Raw genomic sequence first — 14,464 nt, forward strand, 5'->3', positions numbered from 1 at the left:
ATTTTAAAATATCGCTTAATTTAATAAAAAAGGATTATATTTACAATCTATGTGCAAAAAAATAAAAACACCTTTACGATGTTTTTAATCAAATATTTTAAAAAGTAATTTTATAGCCCATCCAAACATCCTTGGAATAATAAAAACTGCACCTTTAATCAAATCCCAAATCAAAAAGAATCCTTCAAAAAAATCCCAAAAACTAAATTTGTTCTCTTTATTCTTCTTATATTTTTTTCTCATAAATGCCTCCACAGATTAGATAATCATTCTAGTAAAAATAAATTCAATTACAAATTTCAGCCCTCTTAACATTTGAATAAAAACAAATATCATCGTAACTAAAAAGAAAATTAATGAAGGTATACCAATTTTCATCCCTTTATTCCAATTTTTGATGGAAACAATAAGAAATAAAGATATCAGTGATAAATAGGACATGCCAAGACCAATTGTAGTACCTGCTTTATTCTGATGTCTAAATTTACCCATTAAAGAATCATAAAAAACATCTCTAACCCCTAAATTTGAAGTATATATATCAAAACTAACACCAAGTATTACTAACAAAGCATTAAATATAACAACAATCCCAATAAATAAACGAACCATTCGATCACCCTTTATATTATCAAATTTATGTAATAACAATTATAAAACAATAGTATTATAATTGTGCAATAAGGGCAACCTGCTGTAGCAAGTCGCATCTAAAATATCATCTTATCTTTAGATCACAATTCTTTCATATAAAAATTTTCTAATACTTATGATAAAATATTAATAATAAATAAATTTGAAATATTTAGAAGAAACAATCGGAGGAAATATGTACTTATTATGTGGCATTATAATAACCATAGTAGGATTGCTAGTAATAATATGGGAAGGAAAAAGTATTTTCAATATTTTTCTATTTTCGTTTGGTGTACTATTAAGCCTATTTGCTATATTAAAATTTTTAAGTGAAATGTTTTTCAGATGAAAAAATATAAATTTTCAACAAATATAATAAGTAAGAAAATCTCTCAACCGTAATGATTGAGAGATTTTTTGTTTGATCGATTTAATAATTTCAACTTTATAATTGCCTTTCTTGTTATATAGGATTAATATCAATTTATCTCATATAAAAGGTGATATAACATGAACACTATATCTAAATTAACGATACTTTATCTTACACTCTTTTTGACTACTACAATTGTTGGCTCCATATTGCTTTATTTACCGATAACAGGAAGAAAATCTATCCACTTTATAGATGCTTTCTTTGTTGCTACAAGTGCTTTTACAGTAACCGGACTTTCAACAGTGGATATACCTAGCCAATTCAATGATTTAGGTTATCTAGTTATCTTATTATTAATACAAATAGGCGGCTTAGGTATTGTTACATTAACCATTTTTATATTGATTTTAACAAGAAAAAATATCTCTTTTAAAAACAGAGAATTATTATTATATACATGGAGCGAGGATAATGATTCTGGTCTCTTAAAAATAACGATGCGATTAGTCATTTTTAGTTTAATAGTAGAATTAATTGGTGCAATCATATTATCCGCAGTATTTATCCCTGACCACGGCATAGCAAAAGGTGGATTCATTAGCATATTCACATCAATTTCATCATTTAATAATGCAGGATTCTCACTATTTTCTAAAAGTCTGATTCCATATAGCGATAATTTAATAGTAAACGTTATCGTTCCATTGTTAATCATCATAGGAGGCATTGGATATATCGTTATATTAGATTTATGGCAATCAAAAAGAATAACTAAATTAAAATTACATTCAAAAATCGTGCTAACTACTACAGGAATATTAATTTTTATCGGATCCCTATCATTTTGGTTATTAGAATTAAATAATACATTAAAAAACGATAACTGGATTGTACAAATATATAAATCAGTATTTCAATCCGTTTCAACACGAACAGCTGGTTTTAATACTGTAGATATTGGACAATTACATGATTCCACCCTTTTAATATTCGATATGTTGATGTTCATAGGTGCAGGTCCCATGAGCACAGGTGGCGGAATAAAAGTCACGACCTTTACAATAATATTAGTATATATATACTCACAATTAAAAAGCCAAAAACATCCTCACATATTTAAGAAAAGTATTATCAACGAACAAATTAATAAAGCAATCACAATTGGCTTTTTATCAAGTATTTTAGTATTAATCACAACATTTATCATATCGATTCAAAACCCAAAATTCAGCATGTCACAAATTTTATTTGAAACAATATCAGCATTCGGTACAGTCGGACTATCAACAGGTATTACAGCAGATTTAACAACAATATCTAAAATCGTACTAATCCTTTTAATGATAATAGGTAAAATAGGTATTCTGATCATTATGGCTATATTTATCCATCCCAAAAAAGAAGGATATTATTATTCAACAGAGAAGGTTCATTTGTAGAATAATTAGTTGAAAATGCAAATTACTATATATTCACCAACATAGACAAAAAAACCTCACGCTAAGTGAGGTTTTTTTTATTCTTCAATTCCATCTTCATCAAATTTACTAACCATACCATACTCGTCCACAATGTAAGAACCTGCAAGTTCACCATCTTTAGTATAGTAAGCAAATCCCCAACTACCATCATCTCTATGCTCAGGTTCTTTAAATGTGTAAGAATCAGTATCCAAAGTTTCACCTTCGTAATCCTCAACATAATCCATAACATTCGATCTATCAACTATTTCATCAGAAGGTTCATTATCATCAGGTAATTCATCGTAAATAGATTTTTCTTCACCACTTTCCACTCTTAACGAACTTTCATATGCAGCACTTGCAGGTCCCTCTAATACATTTCCTTGTGGTATAACATCATTACTCACTGCGCTATTGTATGCAATAACTTTTTGTTCTTCATTGTAGTCACCATATAATATTTTAACTAACGTATCTCTATCAGTAACATTTTTATAATTCAAATTTTTATTTTCTTCTTCTGACGACTGTTGTTCATCAGTCGTAACTTCTTCTGTTGATTGTTCTTCAGTATTAGATGCCGACTTATTAGCATTTTCTTTTTTATAATCTTCCTTTTGCTTGTTATCTTGCTTATTCTCTTCATTATTATCATTAGATGAACTATCTTCTTTCTGACCACATGCCGCTAGCACTAACATTGATGAAAAGAATAAAACAATTAATTTTTTCATTCATTTTCCCCCTTAAATGTATTTAACATGATTAATTTGATTATAAACTAATCGAACTCTATAAGTACACATTAAATTACATTATACACTATAGTTTGATAATGACTTGTTTCTCTGATGAGGCAATACTGGGGCAAAAAATAAAAAGCCCTCAACCACAAGGATTGAGAGCTATATAACAATTCACCTTTCTTGCATTAATCAACTACCAATACACCATCCTCAATGTCTACATACACTGGATTTATTAACGATGAATCTTCACTAATTTTTTCTAGCGTTTCTAACATAGGATCTTCTAATAAATCCTTTTTCTTCTCTTTAAATAAAAACACTTTATAATTAACTTTGACTATTTTATATTCTTTTAAAGTATCTACATAATTATATAATTGATTAAACAACTTTGAATCATGTAATGTAATATCATTTTCGTGAATTTTTATTTCTCTTTCTCCAGAATGAAGTCGTTCTTCTTTTGATTTCCATAAATCGAATTTATGAGTTAAATTAGATAAGTCTTGATCATTATGAATTAATGTTAAGATTTTGGCTCTTCTCATATTTTCGATTTCTTGTTCAGAAAAACTAATATCTTTTTTACTTACCTCTTCTAATAGTTTATCTTTTCTGTATGTGTAGTCACCATACACATCACTAAAAACTGGACCTTTTTTATAAGCTTTTAACTTATATAAATCATAATTTTGGTTGGTTTCTCTATTAAACATTTCAGAAAAAAATAAAAATTTCTGGATTTGCAGTGAGGACATATCGTTTATACTATTTTCGTCTTCTAACCATTTTATTTTTTCTAATTTATTGTCCTTCGACCAAATAACATCCATAGTGATTCCCTCCTCAATAACATATCTTATTTACTAAGATATACTACCAAATGCAACAATTAGTTACCTATCGTTACATCTATTTCTAATATATTATAACATTTGGTTTATTAGGTTTATGACATGGGCATCATTTAGATAAGGTCGATTAATCACATCACAATAAACATAGAGGTTTCAATCTAAAGACTCACTGAACATAATACCTTTTCGTATATTTAAAATACTATCTTTTACTATTGGAATGACCTCATAGTTAGGTTCTGTTAACCAAATAAGTTCTGAACATTTATTCGGTTCATTATTCCTTAGTGCACCTGTCCAATCATTGACTTTTACATAATAGTCTATCCGATTGACTTTATATCTATAGCAAACATGCTGTATTTCAATTGATTGAGGATCAATAATTATATTCAACTCTTCATTAGCTTCTCTTATAGCTGCTTCATATGGTGTTTCGTTTTTTTCTATATGACCAGCAGGTAATGAAAGTTTACCATCCTCATAACCTGTAAGATATCTTCTCAAAAACAAGCATTCCCCATCTTTTTCTATAATCATATAAACTGCTGGTATAAGCATATTTCTCTCCATGGTCTTCCCCTCCAACTTAATTTACATATAAGCATATCAAAGGTAAATCAATGAAATCTACTATGATTAGACAACGAATATAAATTATGATAATTTTATAATATAAAAAGGAAGATGCACTTACATGCCTCGCCCTCACGAGCCCGTTAAAAAGACGGTAGCTTTGTTGATAGAATTATAAAAAATAACCATCAAAACCTGCTAAAGTGATACACTCCCCTAAAAGCAGACACTTTAAATATAAAAAGTGGACTATATTAGAGGAGTGTATTTTTATGACTATAAATAAAATGCCTTTAGAAGAACGTATTAAATTAGTAGAAGATATAATTGGTGGTAATCTAACAAGATACAGTGCAGCAAAAACCCATGGGGTTTCTAGTGCTACATTACAAGAATGGGTAAGAAGATATAAAGCATATGGTGAAGAAGGACTAAAACCGTTTGGTAAAAGAACTAAATATACTTCTGAACTAAAAGCAATGGCAATAGAAGATATTTTAGAGAAAAATATTCCACCATATAAAGTTGTGAAAAAGTATGACATTAGTTCTATAGCAGTTTTAAAGTTTTGGGTAAAGAATTATAATAAAGGAAAATCTAACAAGCACACAGGGAAAGGATTTTCCACTATGAGCAAATCGAGAAAAACAACTTTATCTGAACGTATTGAAATCACTGAAAATACTATAGCTAAAAATTATAACTATCAAGAAGCTTCCGAGGAATATGGTGTTTCTTACCAACAAATATATAACTGGGTTAGGAAGTATAAAGAGAATGGTATAGATGGATTAAAAGATAAACGTGGGAAAAACAAGCAGCAAGAATTATCAGAAATAGAACTAATAAAATTAGAAAACAAAAAGTTAAAAACAAGAATAGAATACTTAGAAATGGATAAAGCGATCGTAAAAAAGTGGCAAGAGTTCAAGTATCGAAACAATCATTTTCACTAGGTCATAAAGAACATTTATATCAAATGATATTTGAGCTCAATAGAGAACGAAATTATAGTATCAAAATGTTATGTCAGCGTCTAGAAGTGAGCCGTAGTGGCTATTATAAGTGGTGTAATAAAGAAGTTTCAAATAATGAAAAACGTTCTAAGTTAATTGCGAAAGAAATTAAACGTATATTTGAGGAATCAAAAGAAAGCTTCGGTGTAGTAAGAATACACTATGCTTTAAGAAGAGAATGTAATCTAAATATTAATATAAAATGTATTAGAAGGATTATGAGAATTCTTGGTTTACAAGCACAAATCAGGAAAAAGCGTCCTAATTGGATTAGAGTCAAACCACATTTTACAGCTGAAAATATATTAAATAGAATCTTTGAAGCTAAAAAGCCTAATCAAAAATGGTTTACTGATATTAGTTATTTAAATTATGGAAAAGGTCAAAAAGCGTATATTAGCGCTATAATTGATCGGTACGATTTAAGTATAGTGGCTTATAAAGTAAGTAAACGTAATGATTTAAAACTCGTTATGGACACATTAAGATTAGCCTTACAAAATAACGATGTATCTAATACAGTTATACATAGTGATCGAGGTTTTCAATATACTTCTAAGCATTACAAGAAATATTTAGATACAAATAATGTGAAAATTAGCATGTCAAAAGCAGGAAGTTGTTTAGATAACCAACCGATAGAAGCTTTTTGGGGCACGTTGAAATCAGAATATTACTATAGAAATCAATTCCGTACATACGAAGATCTTGAAACAGGAATCAGCAAATATATAGATTTTTATATGAATAAAAGATACGTTCCAAAATTTGATGGATTAACACCAAATGAATATCGGAACGTATCTTAATTAAAGTTTTTGTTTTTAAGTTGTCCACCTTGACGGGAGTGGTTTACTTTGGCGAGTAAGATGGTTATTTAATCATTTTTTAACATGGCCACCGTCTTTTTAACGGGCTAACTAGGGTGATACACAATAAGTGTGTCACTCTTTTTCTATATATAAATTAACACAATATATAAATGTTGTCTAATTAGAATGATGCGAGGTGTTAAGGTGGAATAAGAGGTGAGTAAATGTCACTACCATCAAATGGTATACCCACAGCCTCACAAGTAGCAGATTGGGCTGTTAATCAAATTGGTAAACGTGTTGATTTACCTGGTTCAGGATATGGTGCGCAGTGTTGGGATTTACCTAACTATATTTTTAATAGGTTTTGGGGGTTTTAGAACACCTCGTAATGCTGTTTATGGTGTGAAAAATCAAATTATTTATTATTGATTATTTACATATTTTGGATAATTGCTATATAATGCAAAAAAAGGAGGTTACTACAATAATGCTTAAAACAATTTATACAGTAAATATCATTAACTATTTAGTCTTTATAGTTGGTGTATTTTATATTTACTTAAACAAAAATGACTTTGCAGATCTCTTAATATTTTTTGGAATCACTTCTGTAATAGCTGGTGTGATATCTCTAGTATTTGTTTTTTCAAAAATAAAAAAAGTTAGATATACAGGTGTAATATGGTTTGTGGTAAATATTGCAAACATTTTGTTTTTAATACCCTTTATAATTTTTCTTTTATTTTTTGTAATTTAATCGATAAGGGGAATGCATATGAAAATACTTAATAAAATATTGGCTATTACTTTAGCAGTTTTAATATCCATTTCACATACTATTGAAAGTGTTCATGCTGAAGAAACAGACGTAAGTAATGATAAAATACTCAAAGACCAAAATCTTTATAATGAAGAGATAGAAGATATAAATGAAATGGGTAAATATGAAAAATACATAAATCAAAATTATTTTGGTCATAAATATCCAAATGATTCGTTAATGTTGAAAGATAATTTGACTGCTGATGAAAAATTATTAGTTAAAGAAATATCATTAAGTTATAATGCTTTTGATAACCAAGAGAAATACACGCCAAAAACATTTCCTATGTATCATGGTAGATATTGTGGTAAAGGAAATCTAGGTGGAAAACCTAAAGATAGGTTAGACGCTGCGTGCAAGAAACATGATGAATGCTATGCGAAACATGGATGGGGAAAATGCAAATGTGATTATCCATTTGTTTTATCTGCATTAAGTATTGCTAAAAATAAAAAATACAGAAAAGCTTATAGACTTAGAGCTAAAGGAGCAGCATATGTATTTGGTGTGAAGTCTACTTCTTGTATAGCTGTTAAAAAACTTTATAAGAAAGGTTAATCTATTTTTGCTAAAAGTGAAATAAATAATACTGATTCTAGTAAATCTAATATTACTGTTTATATTTTATCTTTTATTTGTATTCCTTGCGTATAAAGAGAATAAATTATTATCATTAATGTTATTAGTTAATGTGAACTGTTTAGAAAGGAAAGAAAAAGAAGCAAAGATTGCAGAAACCAAAAGCAGAACCTTCCGAAATTACTGCTTAAGTATAGCAACCATTGCTTCACTACAAAAATATTGGTTGGGGATTTAATCCCCTTTCACTTTATTGTATATCGAGGTGAAAAAAATGACAAATCTAACAAAGATAAGAATTAGAACATTTTTAAATTATGCAATTGGTATTAGTGTATTAGCCATCGCAATATACTTTTTATTAAAATAACGGTTCACTAAAAATCATGATTATAGAGACGGTTAAAAAACTAATGTTATTGACCATATTGCTGCTCGTAATATTCTATGGCTTCTAATACTTCTTCTTCATCTTGACCTTCGTATGTCCCATCTAGTATTTGTTGTTTTAATTGCATTTCTCCAGATGATAAACCAGTTCCAGTATTATTTCTCCAATCTTGACCTTCTTGAATGTATGAATTATCACTCGGAACATCTTGTTGCTCTTGTGACTCCGGACTTACACAACCACCTACAGTACAGAATGAGCCATCAGGTTTGTAATAACCCATTGCATCTCCACCACCTTGTCCTTGAACATAAGTGTTACCCTCTGCATCTACTTGGCCATCAACGTTTTCACCATTTTTAAACTTTTGAACCATTTCTTCTTTTGTTAGCGATTGTTCTTGTGTAGGTTGTTCAGTAGTATTAATATCTTCTGTTGATTGTTCTTCTGTTTTAGGTTCAGATTTATTATCCTTATCTTCTTTCTTGCTAGCATTTTCTTTCTTAGGATTGTCCTTCTTAACTTCTTTCTTAGCTTCTTTAGTACTTTCTTCTTTTGTTGATTTTTCTTTTTGACCACATGCCCCTAATACTAATAAAGATACAAATAATAAAACTAATAACTTTTTCATTCTACATTCTCCTCTTTTTTATTATATTAAAGCACCACCGAAGTGGTGCGATTAATTATTTTTGTTGAGATTCAAAAACTTTATATACTCTAAAATAGAGTTCATGGTGTAGCAGTAGAAATATAAAATGGTAAATTTTTTGCTATTACTACTATGACAAGTATGCCTAGAACTGATGAAGAAAAATCATTCTATAAGAATATGATGAATGATAGTAAATATAATACATCATCTTTAGTAATTAATAATTTTTTTATATAAACATGTATGACTATATAAATAAAGATACTACGTCGAAGTTCCATTAGTCACCATTTTCTGCACACTCTCTAAGTTTAAATTATAGATTTTTTTTAAAGGTTATGATAAATTGAAGTTACAAAATGATGATTTTGTAACTTCGAGGAGGAATTTTATGGCACAGTTTAAATTGCCTGAAAATGAATATTTAAAAGTTGGAAGTACTGAATTTGCATATAAAAAGCTAGGACAAGAAGAAGGCATACCTCTTGTTTTTATTATCCATTTTAGAGGAACAATGGATAATTGGGATCCTTTAATGATAGAGAATATTGCTAAAGAACGCCCAGTAATTTTATTTGATAATGTGGGTGTAGGATATACAAATGGAGAAACACCGAATTCTATCAATGTAATGGCGGAAGATACGTATAAATTTATACATGGTCTTGGTTATCAACAAGTTGATATATTAGGATTTTCAATTGGAGGTATGGTTGCGCAATCGCTAGCTATTCATCATCCAGATTTAGTAAGAAAGTTAATATTATCAGGAACAGGTCCTGCCGGTGGAATTGGCCCATCACATCCTAAAATGGAGGAAATGATGTATAAATCAGAAGGATCTGAAGAAGATGCGATTGAAACGTTTTTATTTCTTTTTTATCCAGAAACAGAAAAAGGACGTGAATTGGGTAAACAATCATTAAAGAGAATTTTTTCTCAAAAAACCAAGGACAGTACGTTACAAGTAAGAGATGCACAGTTAGTAGCAATTGCTCAATGGACGAATGAGGATATTGATAATGCTAAAAAAGAACTGAATAATATAGAAAATCCTACATTAGTAATTAATGGAGATAATGATATTATGGTCCCTACCGAAAATAGTTTTATGTTAAGTCAAAATATATCGGATGCGCAGTTAATTATATATCCTAACGCGGGACATGGACATCTATTTCAACATCCTGTAAGATTTGCGAACCATGTAAATACATTTTTAAATGAATAATAAAATAAGCGGTGATTATTAATCATCGCTTATTTTATACATTGTATTTTATTAAATCCCAAAGGGTTTCGAATCTTAGCTTGTAGTCTGGTTGATTCCATGTTTCTTTAAACATTGGAAGGGTAAAAGTCGAAAATACTGAAAAAATGGCTTCTACTTTATATAAAGGGTCTGTTTTATAATCCATTTTATTTTGAACACGTATAAAGCAAGGATTTAAAATTTCTTTCAATACGTAAGGATCTTTTTCAACATAATAAGTATTTAGTTCAAACATTAAAGGATTACTATTATAGGCCTCCTTTTTCGCATTTACGAATTGCCAAAGATAATCATGTAGCCATAATTGTTTATCAGTATACTGATTATCATCTATACCTATATTTTTAATAATAGACTCATTAAACCAATCTTCACATACAGCAGTCCAAAGCTCTTTTTTATTCTTAAAATGCTTATAAATTGCTGCATGTGTAATTTCGAGTGATGAGGCTATTTTAGAAAGAGATACTTCAGGTTTTTGAGTTTCTTGAATTAGATTTCGAGCTGTATCAATAATTAATCGTTGAGTTATTTTTTTCATAACAATAATAATATCACATATTATTAAAATATAAAGAGGAGTGGCTAAATGAAAGCTGTACAAATTGAAAAATATAATAAAAATTTAGAAGTAAAGGTTAGAGACATAGAGGTTCCGGAAATTAAACCTAATGAAGTATTAGTGAAAGTTGCATATGCAGCTATTAATCCTTTAGAAAAGTTGATTATAACTGGAAGTGTAAAATTAATACAAGATTATAAAATGCCTGTAACTTTGGGAAATGAATTGACAGGCGTTGTTACTAAGCTTGGTAATAAGGTGAAGGACTACCATATAGGAGATGAGATTTACAGTCGTCTCCCTATCGATAAAATAGGTGCATTTGCAGAATATGTTGCAGTCGATGCCAATGCTATTTCTACGCTGCCAAACAATTTAAATCTTGAAACAGGAGCAGCGGCACCATTAACAGGTTTAACAGCATATCAAGCAATTACTGAAGAATTACAAGCAGAATCTGGAAAAACATTATTTATTCCAGGTGGATCGGGCAGTTTTGGTCAAATGGCTGTGCCAATTGCAAAATATTTAGGATTAAAAGTAATTGTTTCAGGTAGTCCAAGATTAAGAGAACAATTTATCGCAAAAGGTGTAAATCAATATATAGATTATAAAAGCGAAAATTATTGGGACACTTTAGCTAATGTGGATTATGTGATTGATACGCTAGGTGCAAATGAATTTGATAAAGAATTATCTGTAATGAAACCAGGAGGAACAATAGTCAGTTTAATTAATGCGCCAAATAAGCATTTTGCAGAAAAAAATAATTTCTCATTGTTTAAGAAGACACTATTTACAGTTGCAGGTAAAAAATTTGATAAAAAATCCAAACAAAAATCTATAGATTATCGCTTCATTTTTGTACGTTCTGATGGTGAACAACTGGAAGAACTAACTAAAATTATCGAAAGCGATCACATTGTCCCAGATGTAGATGATCAAATATTTACAATAAATGAAATCAATAAAGCATTAGACTACACATTTAATCACCATACAAATGGTAAAGTTTTAATAAAAGTTGATGAGACACTAGGAGATATATAATGATGAAATCATTACAATATCAAAATGTACCTAATAAATTTGTAACATCTAACAAAAATACGCAATTCGCCTACAGGATTTTAGGAGAAGATAATAATAAAACACTACTATTACTAACACATCTAGCTGCGACGATGGAAAATTGGGACCCGAAGCTTATTAATACTTTAAGTGAAAAATATAGAGTGATTGTATTTGACAACAAGGGTGTCGGATTATCTAAAGGAAAAGTTCCTAATACGATAGAAGAAATGGCAGAAGACGTTTTAGAATTTATAGATGCACTGCAATTGAATACCATTAATGTACTAGGGCTTTCGATGGGTGGAATGGTTGCTCAAGAGTTAGTAAAAATTGCTTCTGAAAAGATAGATAAGCTTATCTTAGTAGGGACAGGACCAAGAGGTGGAGAAGGTATAGAAAAAATCATTCCAATTGCTAATAAATTAAGCTTCAAAGCAATACTTCACGCTAAAGATCCTAAGTATTATTTATTTTTTAACCAAGATGATGTTGGAAGAACTAAGGCAACTGAATATCTTAAAAGGTTAAAAGAAAGAAAAATAAATAGAGATAAAAAAATAACATTATCTCCATACATCAAACAATTAAAGGCGATAAAAAAATGGGGTAATGCGAATAGAGAGTCTTTAAATTATATTGATATGCCTACACTCATTGTCAACGGAGACAATGACAAGATGGTACCTACTCAAAATAGCTTTGTGTTGGCAGATGAAATTTCATATTCAGAGATAAAGATATACCAAAATGCTGGACACGGTTCTTTATTCCAAGAACCAATAGATTTTTGTGAAAGTGTAAATGAATTTATAGGAGAGTGACGATTTGTCTGTTTTATTTCAAGAAAAAACATTACCTAACGGTAATATTATTAAGAATAGGTTTTTTAAATCAGCAATGAGCGAGACGTTAGCTTCTAAAACAGGCGTTCCAACATATACATTGATTAATTTGTATAAAAAATGGGCACAAGGTGGCGCAGGTATTTTAGTAACTGGGAATGTGATGGTGGATAGTAATCATATTGGTGAACCAGGTAATGTGGTTTTAGAAAGTGCATCACATTTAGAAAAGTTTAAAGAATGGGCACAAGCAGGAAGAACAAATGATACTGAAATTTGGATGCAATTGAATCATCCAGGAAAGCAGTCACCTAAATCTTTGACTAAGCAACCTGTTTCACCAAGTGGTGTAGCAATGAAAGGGTCAATCGCAAAAGGATTTAACCAGTCAAGAGCATTACATGAAGTGGAAATTAAAGCTATAGTTCAGCAATTTATAACAAGTGCTGTTCTTGCTCAAGAAGCAGGGTTTACTGGTGTTCAAATACATGCAGCGCATGGCTACTTAGTAAATCAATTTCTATCACCTATAGAAAACAAACGAACGGATAAATATGGTGGTTCCAGTCAAAATAGAATGAGATTATTAGTCGAAATTTATGAAGGAATTAGAACTGAATTAGGTGAAGACTTTAATATAAGTTTAAAACTTAATTCAGAAGACTTTAAAGTTGGAGGATTTTCGAAAGAAGATTTTATTGACGTTGCTAAAAAGCTAAATGAGTTAAAGATAGACTTAATAGAGATATCTGGTGGTAACTATGAAGATCCTAAAATGGCTGGTAGCGACAAAGAAGCAGCACCTTATTTTATTAGTTATGCATCCTTATTAAAAAAAGAAGTGAGCACGCCTATTGTCGTTACCGGTGGCTTTCGCTCTGTAGCATCAATGGAAGATGTAATTATTCAAAATAATACGGACTTTATAGGAATGGCAAGACCGTTTATATTGAAACCAAACATTGTTAATGATATTAAAAGCAATGATTTTTCGAATATCACTCTCCCAAGATTAACTACCGGTATTAAAAATATGGACAAAGCGCTAGGCCCAATATTAGCAAATAGTTATTACAATCAACAAATGAAAAGAATTGGCAATAATAAAAGTATCATAATAAAGAAAAATGCATGGCTTCCTTTATTATCTAGTTTTAGCCAACATGGCAAGACTGCCTTAACTCGTTTAAGAGAGTAAACATATAAATCAAATAAATGTTAATGGATAATTCAGATGTAGGTAATCATAAATAAGAAAAGCAATGTATACTTTACTAGTGCACATTGCTTTTCTTATTTATTTGGTAAAATCATTCTCATATATAAAGTAAAGTTACAAACTTGTCTCTTAATTATGCAGAGAAGTTATACTACTTTCAAAGAAAGCATTTAAAGTCAGAATATGATCAAGATATTCTAAAAGCATTTTCTATTATAGAAGAACAACAAAAACGTGAAGATTTAACAGATGAACAAAGAGCATTTATTACACATACTAAAGTAAATTTTGAAAACTATATTAATAGTTTTAACAATAACAAACCCATCTAATGAAGAAATTATTGAGAACAATTCAGTAGAGTTTGACTCTAGTATCAATATTTAGTTCTCTAAAAAACACTTAGGCACTTTAGTCGGTTGTGATCTAACACAATCGGCTATTTTTCTTTATCTTTTTAAAGCAATTCAGAACTATATCAAGTGATAAATAATATAATAATATGACAGTTTCGTCATTTTTATTATCGTGTTTTAAAAAATCATAATTTTGTATATT

Annotated in this window: 16 protein-coding genes and 1 pseudogene; 10 read left to right on the forward strand and 7 right to left on the reverse strand. The window is 29.6% G+C overall.

What is annotated here, in order from left to right; all coding sequences use genetic code 11:
• Positions 1-84: 84 nt before the first annotated feature.
• Together CD129_RS13200 and CD129_RS07900 are read right to left on the reverse strand one after the other, a co-directional pair.
• Positions 85-243: a hypothetical protein gene (locus CD129_RS13200; protein ID WP_160149119.1), complete on the reverse strand. Its 159-nt coding sequence runs from the start codon at positions 241-243 to the stop codon at positions 85-87.
• 15 nt (positions 244-258) lie between these two features.
• Positions 259-612 (reverse strand): hypothetical protein, encoded by a 354-nt coding sequence (locus tag CD129_RS07900; RefSeq protein ID WP_115337691.1) that lies wholly within the window; start codon positions 610-612, stop codon positions 259-261.
• Between the two features lie 534 nt (positions 613-1,146).
• On the opposite strand from CD129_RS07900, the gene CD129_RS07905 reads away from it, so the two are divergent.
• On the forward strand, positions 1,147-2,451 hold the full coding sequence (locus CD129_RS07905) for a TrkH family potassium uptake protein (protein WP_115337692.1): 1,305 nt from the start codon (positions 1,147-1,149) through the stop codon (positions 2,449-2,451).
• Positions 2,452-2,528: 77 nt separating this feature from the next.
• On the opposite strand, the gene CD129_RS07910 is transcribed toward CD129_RS07905, so the two are convergent.
• The 3 genes from CD129_RS07910 to CD129_RS07920 all read right to left on the reverse strand — a co-directional run bounded on the left by CD129_RS07910 (position 2,529) and on the right by CD129_RS07920 (position 4,654).
• On the reverse strand, positions 2,529-3,209 hold the full coding sequence (locus CD129_RS07910; protein ID WP_115337693.1) for a hypothetical protein: 681 nt from the start codon (positions 3,207-3,209) through the stop codon (positions 2,529-2,531).
• Between the two features lie 197 nt (positions 3,210-3,406).
• On the reverse strand, positions 3,407-4,057 hold the full coding sequence (locus CD129_RS07915) for a hypothetical protein (protein ID WP_115337694.1): 651 nt from the start codon (positions 4,055-4,057) through the stop codon (positions 3,407-3,409).
• Positions 4,058-4,234: 177 nt separating this feature from the next.
• Positions 4,235-4,654: an NUDIX domain-containing protein gene (locus tag CD129_RS07920; RefSeq protein ID WP_115337695.1), complete on the reverse strand. Its 420-nt coding sequence runs from the start codon at positions 4,652-4,654 to the stop codon at positions 4,235-4,237.
• Positions 4,655-4,929: 275 nt separating this feature from the next.
• On the opposite strand from CD129_RS07920, the gene CD129_RS07925 reads away from it, so the two are divergent.
• From CD129_RS07925 to CD129_RS07945, 4 genes and pseudogenes are all read left to right on the forward strand, one after another.
• Entirely contained in the window at positions 4,930-5,613 is a 684-nt protein-coding gene (locus tag CD129_RS07925; protein ID WP_107509580.1) for a helix-turn-helix domain-containing protein, read from the forward strand.
• Complete coding sequence (locus CD129_RS07930; protein WP_115337584.1) at positions 5,574-6,482, forward strand: IS3 family transposase; 909 nt, start codon at positions 5,574-5,576, stop codon at positions 6,480-6,482. Before CD129_RS07925 ends, CD129_RS07930 begins: the two co-directional genes overlap by 40 nt.
• Positions 6,483-6,709: 227 nt before the next feature.
• A pseudogene (locus tag CD129_RS07935) lies at positions 6,710-6,862 on the forward strand (hypothetical protein); the annotation flags it as partial.
• Positions 6,863-7,263: 401 nt separating this feature from the next.
• A complete protein-coding gene (locus tag CD129_RS07945; RefSeq protein WP_078356854.1) occupies positions 7,264-7,869 on the forward strand; it encodes a phospholipase A2 family protein in 606 nt (201 codons plus the stop codon).
• Positions 7,870-8,306: 437 nt separating this feature from the next.
• Here the strand turns inward: CD129_RS07945 and CD129_RS07950 are convergent, their stop codons facing one another.
• A complete protein-coding gene (locus tag CD129_RS07950) occupies positions 8,307-8,912 on the reverse strand; it encodes a hypothetical protein (RefSeq protein ID WP_115337582.1) in 606 nt (201 codons plus the stop codon).
• Between the two features lie 415 nt (positions 8,913-9,327).
• Between CD129_RS07950 and CD129_RS07955 the strand changes: the two genes are divergently transcribed.
• Positions 9,328-10,167 carry an alpha/beta fold hydrolase gene (locus CD129_RS07955; RefSeq protein ID WP_115337581.1) on the forward strand — a complete coding sequence of 280 codons (840 nt, stop codon included), beginning with the start codon at positions 9,328-9,330 and terminating at the stop codon, positions 10,165-10,167.
• A gap of 34 nt (positions 10,168-10,201) precedes the next feature.
• On the opposite strand, the gene CD129_RS07960 is transcribed toward CD129_RS07955, so the two are convergent.
• Positions 10,202-10,750, reverse strand: a complete 549-nt coding sequence (locus tag CD129_RS07960; protein WP_115337580.1) for a TetR/AcrR family transcriptional regulator — start codon at positions 10,748-10,750, stop codon at positions 10,202-10,204.
• A 48-nt stretch (positions 10,751-10,798) separates the two neighbouring features.
• Here CD129_RS07960 and CD129_RS07965 point away from each other — a divergent pair, with 48 nt between their 5' ends.
• The 4 genes from CD129_RS07965 to CD129_RS07980 all read left to right on the forward strand — a co-directional run bounded on the left by CD129_RS07965 (position 10,799) and on the right by CD129_RS07980 (position 14,238).
• Positions 10,799-11,821: an NADP-dependent oxidoreductase gene (locus tag CD129_RS07965; RefSeq protein ID WP_115337579.1), complete on the forward strand. Its 1,023-nt coding sequence runs from the start codon at positions 10,799-10,801 to the stop codon at positions 11,819-11,821.
• A complete protein-coding gene (locus CD129_RS07970) occupies positions 11,821-12,666 on the forward strand; it encodes an alpha/beta fold hydrolase (protein ID WP_208430546.1) in 846 nt (281 codons plus the stop codon). The genes CD129_RS07965 and CD129_RS07970 overlap by 1 nt, the downstream gene beginning before the upstream one ends.
• Positions 12,667-12,670: 4 nt before the next feature.
• Entirely contained in the window at positions 12,671-13,885 is a 1,215-nt protein-coding gene (locus CD129_RS07975; protein ID WP_174221868.1) for an NADH:flavin oxidoreductase/NADH oxidase family protein, read from the forward strand.
• A 143-nt stretch (positions 13,886-14,028) separates the two neighbouring features.
• Positions 14,029-14,238, forward strand: a complete 210-nt coding sequence (locus CD129_RS07980; RefSeq protein ID WP_115337578.1) for a hypothetical protein — start codon at positions 14,029-14,031, stop codon at positions 14,236-14,238.
• Positions 14,239-14,464 lie beyond the last annotated feature (226 nt).

Origin of the sequence: Mammaliicoccus fleurettii, assembly GCF_003970575.1 — a bacterium.
Lineage (GTDB): Bacteria > Bacillota > Bacilli > Staphylococcales > Staphylococcaceae > Mammaliicoccus > Mammaliicoccus fleurettii.

Excerpts from the sequence above, each read along its gene's own strand:
- CD129_RS07965 (WP_115337579.1), top strand. The coding sequence starts at position 10,799 with ATGAAAGCTGTACAAATTGAAAAATATAATAAAAATTTAGAAGTAAAG.
- CD129_RS07950 (WP_115337582.1), bottom strand. The coding sequence starts at position 8,912 with ATGAAAAAGTTATTAGTTTTATTATTTGTATCTTTATTAGTATTAGGG.
- CD129_RS13200 (WP_160149119.1), bottom strand. The coding sequence starts at position 243 with ATGAGAAAAAAATATAAGAAGAATAAAGAGAACAAATTTAGTTTTTGG.
- CD129_RS07970 (WP_208430546.1), top strand. The coding sequence starts at position 11,821 with ATGATGAAATCATTACAATATCAAAATGTACCTAATAAATTTGTAACA.
- CD129_RS07905 (WP_115337692.1), top strand. The coding sequence starts at position 1,147 with ATGAACACTATATCTAAATTAACGATACTTTATCTTACACTCTTTTTG.
- CD129_RS07955 (WP_115337581.1), top strand. The coding sequence starts at position 9,328 with ATGGCACAGTTTAAATTGCCTGAAAATGAATATTTAAAAGTTGGAAGT.
- CD129_RS07910 (WP_115337693.1), bottom strand. The coding sequence starts at position 3,209 with ATGAAAAAATTAATTGTTTTATTCTTTTCATCAATGTTAGTGCTAGCG.
- CD129_RS07920 (WP_115337695.1), bottom strand. The coding sequence starts at position 4,654 with ATGGAGAGAAATATGCTTATACCAGCAGTTTATATGATTATAGAAAAA.
- CD129_RS07960 (WP_115337580.1), bottom strand. The coding sequence starts at position 10,750 with ATGAAAAAAATAACTCAACGATTAATTATTGATACAGCTCGAAATCTA.
- CD129_RS07915 (WP_115337694.1), bottom strand. The coding sequence starts at position 4,057 with ATGGATGTTATTTGGTCGAAGGACAATAAATTAGAAAAAATAAAATGG.
- CD129_RS07900 (WP_115337691.1), bottom strand. The coding sequence starts at position 612 with ATGGTTCGTTTATTTATTGGGATTGTTGTTATATTTAATGCTTTGTTA.
- CD129_RS07925 (WP_107509580.1), top strand. The coding sequence starts at position 4,930 with ATGACTATAAATAAAATGCCTTTAGAAGAACGTATTAAATTAGTAGAA.
- CD129_RS07945 (WP_078356854.1), top strand. The coding sequence starts at position 7,264 with ATGAAAATACTTAATAAAATATTGGCTATTACTTTAGCAGTTTTAATA.